Genomic DNA, 7,271 nt, shown 5'->3' with positions numbered 1-7,271 from the left:
CGGTGGCATCACCGCCGGCTCCGCCGGCTCCGCCGGCACTTCCGCCGCCTCCGGCGCCCCCGCCGCCTCCCGCGCCGCCCCAGCTCTCGTTGCCGGCGAGGTTGGAGGCGACGGCGCCTCCTCCTCCGCCTCCGCCGGCGCCGCCGATCCCGCCGGCGGCACCGGAAGCACCGGAGCCGGCGCCTCCGCCTCCCGCGGATCCGCCGAAGCCGGTGACGCCTCCGATGGCAAGGGAGGCGTTACCTCCTACGCCGCCTGCGCCGCCTGCGCCGGCGGCGCCACCCGCTATCGTTCCGGCACCGCCGTTGCCGCCGGCACCTCCGCCGCCACCGCCTCCCCCGACCGCGAGGGACAAAACGACGCCAGTTGGGCTGGCCCCCGAGCCGCCGGCGCCGCCGGCCCCGCCGGCGCCGCCCGTGTGGCCGACACCGCCGTTGCCGCCGTTGCCGCCATTGCCGCCGTTGAGCCCGAGGGCGGCAGTGGGGCCCATGCTCGAATCAACAACATCGCCAGTCCCGCCGCCTCCGCCGTTGCCGCCGTTGCCGCCGTTGCCCTGGCCGCCCGCGTGGCCGGCGGCCCCAAAGGGCGCGGCGCCGCCGGCGCCGCCGGCTCCGGCGGCGCCGCCGTTGCCCGCGTTGCCGCCATTACCGCCGGGGAAGCCATGGCCTGCACCAGTGCTGCCGGCGCCGCCGTTGCCGCCAGCGCCGCCGTTGCCACCGACGCCGCCGGCCCCGCCGACACCCAGCAGCCCGTGGGCGGCGCCACCTGGCCCCCCGACCCCACCGACCCCGCCCGCGGCGCCGCTAAAGCCGTTCCCGACTCCGGGGGCGGCCACGGGGCCGGCGGTGCCAGCCCCGCCGGCCCCGCCGGCCCCCCCGGCCCCGCCGGTGAAGAACAGCAGCGCCCTGTCGGCGCCGCCGGCGCCGCCCGCGCCGCCGGCGCCGCTCCCGGCGACCGCTGACGCGCCGACCCCGCCGGTCCCCCCGGTCCCGCCGTTGCCTCCCAGGAATCCACCGGCGCCGCCGGGGCCGCCCGGAGCCCCGGCGGTCCCAGCCACCCCGCTGGCCGCACCGGCCCCGCCGGTCCCGCCCCTTCCGCCAGTACCGAATAGGCCCGCGTTCCCGCCGGCACCACCGGGCTGCCCGGGCGCGCCGGAGCCGCCGTTGCCGCCGTTGCCCACCAGAATCCCGCCCGGCCCGCCGGCCTGCCCGGTCGCCGCTGCTCCGTTGGTGCCGTTTCCGATCAGCTTGCGGCCCAACAGCAACTCGGTGGGCGCATTGATCACCCCTAAGGCGTCGTGCTCGAGGGTCGACAGGGGCGAGGCGTTGGCGGACTCGGTGGTCGCGTAGAAGCCGCCTGCGTGGGTGAGCGCCTGCACAAACTGGTTATGAAATGCCGCCGCCCGCGTGCTCAGCGCCTGGTAGTCCTTGGCGTGGCTGGCAAACAGTGACGCGACCGCCGCCGAAACCTCATCACCCGCCGCAGCGGCCACGGTCGTGGTCGGAGCCGCGGCCGTCGCATGGGCGGCGCTCAGGGATGAGCCGATACCCGCCACATCGCGCGCCGCCGCCACCAACGTTTCGGGTTCGACGACGACAAAGGACATTGAGACACCTCCGGTAACCCGTTGGAGCTGCCCCCTCGTTCAGCGATAAGGGGATGGTAGACACTCGCGGCGGCGAATTCCGTGCTTTCGCCAAGACGACGGCGCGCCGTGGCCTCAGTTGCGCAGGTATCCGCGCACGGTGGCCGCGAGGCCGCCACGCGAACCGATTAGCTCATGCTGTCGAAATATGTGGTTCCACCCGGGACGCTGTACGAGAAGTAGATCGGCATCTGCGAGAAGATGTAGTTTCCGGTGTTGAAGACGCCGGGCGGGTTAGCGGTTTCGGGCGACGTCACACGCATGTCCGGATAGCCCGGGATGCTTCCGACCGTCTGCTGGTAAAGCGTTTGATAGGGGCCGGCCAAGCTCGGGGCTTCGACGGTGACCGTTGTGCCCGGCGGTAAGGCTGTACCTGGCGCAAGCGTGTTAAGCGGTGCTGGGAGCAGGTTTTGCGGGATGTCTCCGCCCACGCCACCGGTATCGATATTCGCAATCGAAATGGGCTGCAATCCAGTGCTGACGCCGTTGTAACTGATCAATGTTTGTAGGTCTCCCGTCTCCGGGGCGCCGTGAACCGAGGCGAAGGGCGTCAGCGGGTTCGGTCCGAACTCGAAATACTTCCCGGGTTGGTTGACCAACACGCCCTGATTCAGGTTGCCCGGCAACTGCTGCACAAACCCGACGGGATAGGTCGCAGAATTCGTGTTGGAGCCGACACCGAGCACACCTTCCCAATCGTTCTGGGGGATGGGTGTTCCCACGCCGTTCGTTTCGTTGGTGATGACGCCGATCGTCATCGGCTTGGTCGCGATCCCATCGCCCAAGTTCAGCGACGCCGTGTATGTGGTGTAGTAGGTCTTTGTTTGCAGGGTGGGGGTGCCGGCCGGCCCGAAGTCGTACACACCCGACCCGGTCGGGGGGCCCAGAGACGCCACATTGACGTTCTGAATAGGAATCAACGTCGTGGTGGAACCGGTGTCGATGAACGCCATAGACTGCGGTCCGTCGTTGACCGATACTTCCAACTCCGGGCGGGTGCCGTTCATTATCAGCTTGACCGTGGCCGGACCGCCGTGGGCGCCGGTGGCCCCGGGGTGGCCCCACAGATGCCCGCCGAGACCGCCCGCGCCGCCAGCGCCGGTGACGACCCCGCCGGTCCCGCCGTTGCCGCCGTCGCCGACCAAGAAGCCGCCCCGGCCGCCAAGTCCGCCGTTCGCGAACGCTCCGCCGATTCCGCCGGTGCCGCCGTGACCGAACCATTGCGCGTTGCCGCCGGGGCCGCCGATGCCAAAGGGTCCGCCGATACCCCCCTTGCCGCCGTTCCCCCACAGCAGACCTCCGGTACCGCCCAGCCCGCCGCGGCCGCCGCTGGCGCTGTCCGTGAACGTCCCGCCCTGGCCGCCCGTGCCTCCGGTGCCCAACATCACCGCGTCGCCGCCGGCGCCACCGATCCCGGTCGGGCCGCCGAGCCCGCCGGTCCCGCCGTGGCCCGAGAGCAGTCCTCCGGTGCCCCCACGTCCGCCGGCCGCGCCGGAGCCGCCCATCCCGCCGGTGCCCCCGGTACCGAGCAGCCCCGCCGGACCGCCGACGCCGCCGGGTACGCCAGGAGCCGTGCTGGCGCCGCCGTGGCCACCTTTGCCCCACAAAATTCCACCGCCCCCGCCGGGCGTTCCTATCCCCTGGGGCGTCGTCCCGCCGTTGAAGCCCGGACCGATGAGAGGACGTCCCAGCAGCGTGTCGGTCGGCGTGTTGATCACCTGCAGCGCCTCGTGCTGCAGCGTGCGCAGAGGCCCGGCGTTGGCCGCCTCGGCGGTTTCGTAGGCGACCGCGCCGGCCCTGAGTGTCTGCACCAACTGCGTGTGAAACGTTGCCGCCTGCGCGCTGAGCCCCTGGTACGCCGATGCGTGCCGAGAAAACACGGCTGCAATCGCCACGGACACCTCGTCGCTGGCGGCCGCTAGCACTCCCGTCGTGGGCGCTGACGCGGCCGAGTGGGCAGCGTTGATGGCCGAGCCAAGGCTCGACAGGCTTCTTGCCGCCTCCGTCACCGATTCGGGTGCCGCGATCACGAACGACATGGGACTCCTCTCAGGACTAGCTCGCATCATTGAGCGGTCGCGTCCCGGCCGGGACAAGCGGATAGTAGTCACACCGCGTTCCGAAAGCAGCTGTTTTCGTTAACCGCGAAGCCTGACTTTCCCCGAGAGTTAACCCGTTAGCCGTCCAATCACCAACCGCTGCTGCATATTCGACCGAATCACCGCGGCGACGGTGCCCGCCGGTGTAGATGCAGCTGCACCGGCGACCAACGAATCACGCTTCGTCGATGCCCTTTTCGCTGCGCATCCGGCGAATGAAACGCTGCGTCTCCTCCCACGTGGACAGAAGGCCGGAGGCGTGCACTTCGGCGAAGCTCGGCGCCGCCGCATCGCGGTCGGACAGGACGGCTGCGGCGCCGTCGACCAGCGGCCAGTCGATTCCCAGCGCCGGATCCGTCGGGCAGATGGTGTGCTCTCGTTGCGGGTCGTATTCCGCGGAGCAGAGGTACATCACCGTCGAATTTTCCTGTAGTGCAAGGAATCCATGCGCCAGGCCCTCGGAAATGTAGATTGTGTTGTGCTCCTTGTCGTCGAGCACCACCGAGTCCCACCGCCCGAATGTCGGTGAGCCCAACCGGATGTCGACGACCACGTCGAACACCGAACCGGAGACGCAGGTCACGTACTTTGCCTGGCCTGGCGGCACCTGGGCGAAATGCAGGCCGCGCAGCACACCAGCGGCCGAAGTCGAGCAGTTGGCCTGCCGGAAGTCGAAGCGGTGGCCGGCGAATCCGGTGAAGTCGTGGTCGGTGAACCATTCGAATAACAATCCGCGCGAGTCGCCATGGATGGTGGGGGTGATCTCCCAGATGCCGGGGATGTCCAGCTCGCGAACTTTCAACTCACTGACCGCGTTCCTCGTAGCGGGCTTCGGCAGCGTCTTTTAAAGGGCGCCACCATGATTCGTTGGCACGGTACCAGTCGATGGTGGCCCGCAGACCCTCCTCGAAGTCGGTGTGTTTTGGCGCCCAGCATAATTGGTCGCACAACAACGACGGGTCGATCGCGTACCGCAGGTCGTGACCGACCCTATCGGTGACATGGTCGAAGTCGTCCGGCTCGCGACCCATCAGCCGGAGGATCGTCCGCAGCACGGTCAGGTTGTCGCGTTCGCCCTCGGCGCTGATGAGGTAGGTCTGGCCGATCCGGCCCTTTTCCAAGATCCGCCGCACCGCGCTGTTGTGGTCGTCGACGTGGATCCAGTCGCGCACGTTGGCGCCACTGCCATACAACTTGGGTCGACGGCCAGTCAGCACGTTGGTGATCTGGCGGGGGATGAACTTCTCGATGTGCTGGTAGGGCCCGTAGTTGTTTGAGCAGTTCGAGATCGTCGCGCCCACGCCATAGGACCGTACCCAGGCGCGGACCAGCATGTCGGCGCCGGCCTTGGTCGCCGAGTACGGGCTCGACGGGTTGTACGGCGTCGACTCGGTGAAGCGCTTGGGATCGTCGAGCTCGAGGTCGCCGTAGACCTCGTCGGTGGAGATGTGGTGTAGCCGCACCCCGTGGCGGCGCACCGCTTCCAGGATGGTGAACGTGCCGAGCACGTTGGTGTGCACGAACGTCTCCGGATCGTCGAGCGCGTTGTCCACGTGGCTCTCGGCGGCGAAGTGCACGACGGCGTCGGCCTCGGCAACCAGCCGGGACACCAGGTCGGCGTCGGTGATATCGCCGACAACGAGCCTGGCGGCATCTTCCACCCCGGCCAGCGACTCACGTCGTCCCGCATAGGTCAGCGCATCCAGGACCGTCACATCGTCTTCGGGATGCTCAGATACCGTGCTGCGCACGAAGTTGGCACCGATGAAGCCAGCTCCGCCGGTGACCAGCAATCGCATGCTCAAACCCTAACGGGTGATGCCAAGCGGTCCTGCCAGTTCACCGAGTACGCGCACCAACTTGTCTTCGTTCGTCTCATCAAGGACCTGCACCGCGACGTGGTCGGCACCGGCGTCGAGGTGCTCGTTGAGGCGCCGCGCGACCGCCTCGGGGGTGCCGTGCGCCACGATCGCGTCGATCAGCCGATCGCTGCCGGGCTTGCTCACGTCGTCGTGGGTGAACCCCAACCGCAGCCAGTTGTTCACGTAGTTGCTCAGCCCAAGGTAATGCTCCGCGTATTTGCGGCCGACCGCGCGGGCTTCGGCGGCATCCGTGGTGAGCACCACCTTGTGCTCGGGCGCCAAAAACACCGAATTGCCCACCAGTTCGCGCGCCTTCGCCGTGTGTTCCGGCGTGGTGAGATACGGGTGGGCGCCTGCGCTTCGTTCCGCCGCCAGCCGCAACACCCGCGGCCCCAGCGCCGCAAGCACCCGACGGCTGGTCGGAACCATTGCGGCGTCGAGTGCGTCGAGGTAGCCCGCCAGTGCGTCGTAGGGCTTCACGTACTCCTTTGTGTGCTCGCGGTGGCCCACCCCGATGCCGAGCAAGAACCTTCCCGGATGGGTGCTCTCGATGCGCTGGAACGACGCGGCCACCGCCGGCGCGGGCGCGGACCAGATGTTGACGATCCCTGTGGCCAGCTGCAACGAGGTGGTTTGTGCCAGCGCGGTGTCGACCCAGTTCAGGCCGGCGTCCGGCGATCCGCCGATCCAGACAGCGCCGTTCCCGAGGGATTCGATCTTCTTGGCAAGTTCGGGCGTGATCGAGCGGGTGGGTAGCCAGACGCCGAACCGACCCAGATTGGGCTTCAGTGAAACTGCTTCCGTCATCTAGGTCCCCCTCGAAGATGCGTGCTTCTGCTAATTCAGTCCTAGTGGCCCGGCCAATTCGGCAAGCGCCGAGACCAGGTTTTCATCCTTGGTGAGGACCTGCACGGGCACGTGGTCGGCGCCGGCATCGAGGTGCTGCTTCAGCCGTGCCGCGATCTCGTCGGGGGTGCCGTAGGCCACAACCGCGTCGACCAGGCGGTCGCTGCCCGGTCGGGCGACCTCGTCGTCGGAGAAGCCCAGTCGCTTCCAGTTATTGCGGTAGTTGGCCAAGTTGAAATAGATGTCGAGCGCCTTGCGGCCCACCGAGCGGGCCCTTTCCGCGTCGGTGGTGAGCACGACCTTGTGTTCGGGCGCCAGGAACGCCGACGGGCCGATGAGCTCGCGGGCCTTCGCGGTGTGCTCGGGAGTGGTCAGGTAGGGGTGGGCGCCGGCGCTGCGCTGGGCCGAGAGCTTTAGCACCCGGGGCCCGAGGGCGGCGATCACCCGCCGATTGGGCGGCACGCCGTACTCGTCGAGCTCGTCGAGGTACCGCACGAGCGCGTCGTAGGGCTTGCGGTACTCGGTATGCGCCTCGGGGTGGCCGACGCCGATGCCGAGCAGGAAGCGGCCGGGGTATGCCCGGTCGATGCGGTGGAACGATTCGGCCACGGGCCCGGCGGCCGCCGTCCAGATGTTGACGATTCCGGTGGCCACCTGCAAGGTGCTTGTCGCTTCGAGGAGCGGTTCCACCCAAGCCAGCTCGGCGGGAGGAGAACCGCCGACCCACACGGCCCCATATCCCAGAGACTCGATTTCTTTGGCTTGCGCGGGCGTGACGCCGCGGCCGAACGACCCGAACCGGCCCAGATTGGGTTTGCT

Annotated in this window: 6 protein-coding genes; all 6 read right to left on the bottom strand. The window is 68.8% G+C overall.

The features are described 5' to 3' along the window. Positions 1–1,606 (bottom strand): PE family protein (locus JO059_RS17945; protein ID WP_293321098.1); only part of this gene is annotated, 1,606 nt, incomplete at its 3' end. A gap of 167 nt (positions 1,607–1,773) precedes the next feature. Then, positions 1,774–3,684: a PE domain-containing protein gene (locus tag JO059_RS17940; protein ID WP_293321096.1), complete on the bottom strand. Its 1,911-nt coding sequence runs from the start codon at positions 3,682–3,684 to the stop codon at positions 1,774–1,776. Positions 3,685–3,919: 235 nt separating this feature from the next. Then, the gene (rfbC, locus tag JO059_RS17935) at positions 3,920–4,546 is read right to left on the bottom strand and encodes a dTDP-4-dehydrorhamnose 3,5-epimerase (RefSeq protein WP_293321094.1); all 627 of its coding nucleotides are present in this window, start codon (positions 4,544–4,546) and stop codon (positions 3,920–3,922) included. Between the two features lies 1 nt (position 4,547). Then, positions 4,548–5,543 carry a dTDP-glucose 4,6-dehydratase gene (gene rfbB / locus JO059_RS17930; protein ID WP_293321092.1) on the bottom strand — a complete coding sequence of 332 codons (996 nt, stop codon included), beginning with the start codon at positions 5,541–5,543 and terminating at the stop codon, positions 4,548–4,550. A gap of 9 nt (positions 5,544–5,552) precedes the next feature. Then, positions 5,553–6,413 (bottom strand): LLM class F420-dependent oxidoreductase, encoded by an 861-nt coding sequence (locus JO059_RS17925; protein WP_293321090.1) that lies wholly within the window; start codon positions 6,411–6,413, stop codon positions 5,553–5,555. A gap of 30 nt (positions 6,414–6,443) precedes the next feature. Beyond that, positions 6,444–7,271, bottom strand: an 828-nt coding sequence (locus JO059_RS17920) for an LLM class F420-dependent oxidoreductase (RefSeq protein WP_293321088.1), incomplete at its 5' end; no start/stop codon positions are given.

Source organism: Mycobacterium sp., from assembly GCF_019247615.1.
GTDB lineage: Bacteria > Actinomycetota > Actinomycetes > Mycobacteriales > Mycobacteriaceae > Mycobacterium.
Note: the sequence above shows the minus strand (reverse complement) of the source record. Positions and strands in the feature narration are given on the sequence as shown.

Coding starts and splice junctions, on each gene's coding strand:
- rfbB (WP_293321092.1), bottom strand. CDS start 5,543: ATGCGATTGCTGGTCACCGGCGGAGCTGGCTTCATCGGTGCCAACTTC.
- JO059_RS17940 (WP_293321096.1), bottom strand. CDS start 3,684: ATGTCGTTCGTGATCGCGGCACCCGAATCGGTGACGGAGGCGGCAAGA.
- JO059_RS17925 (WP_293321090.1), bottom strand. CDS start 6,413: ATGACGGAAGCAGTTTCACTGAAGCCCAATCTGGGTCGGTTCGGCGTC.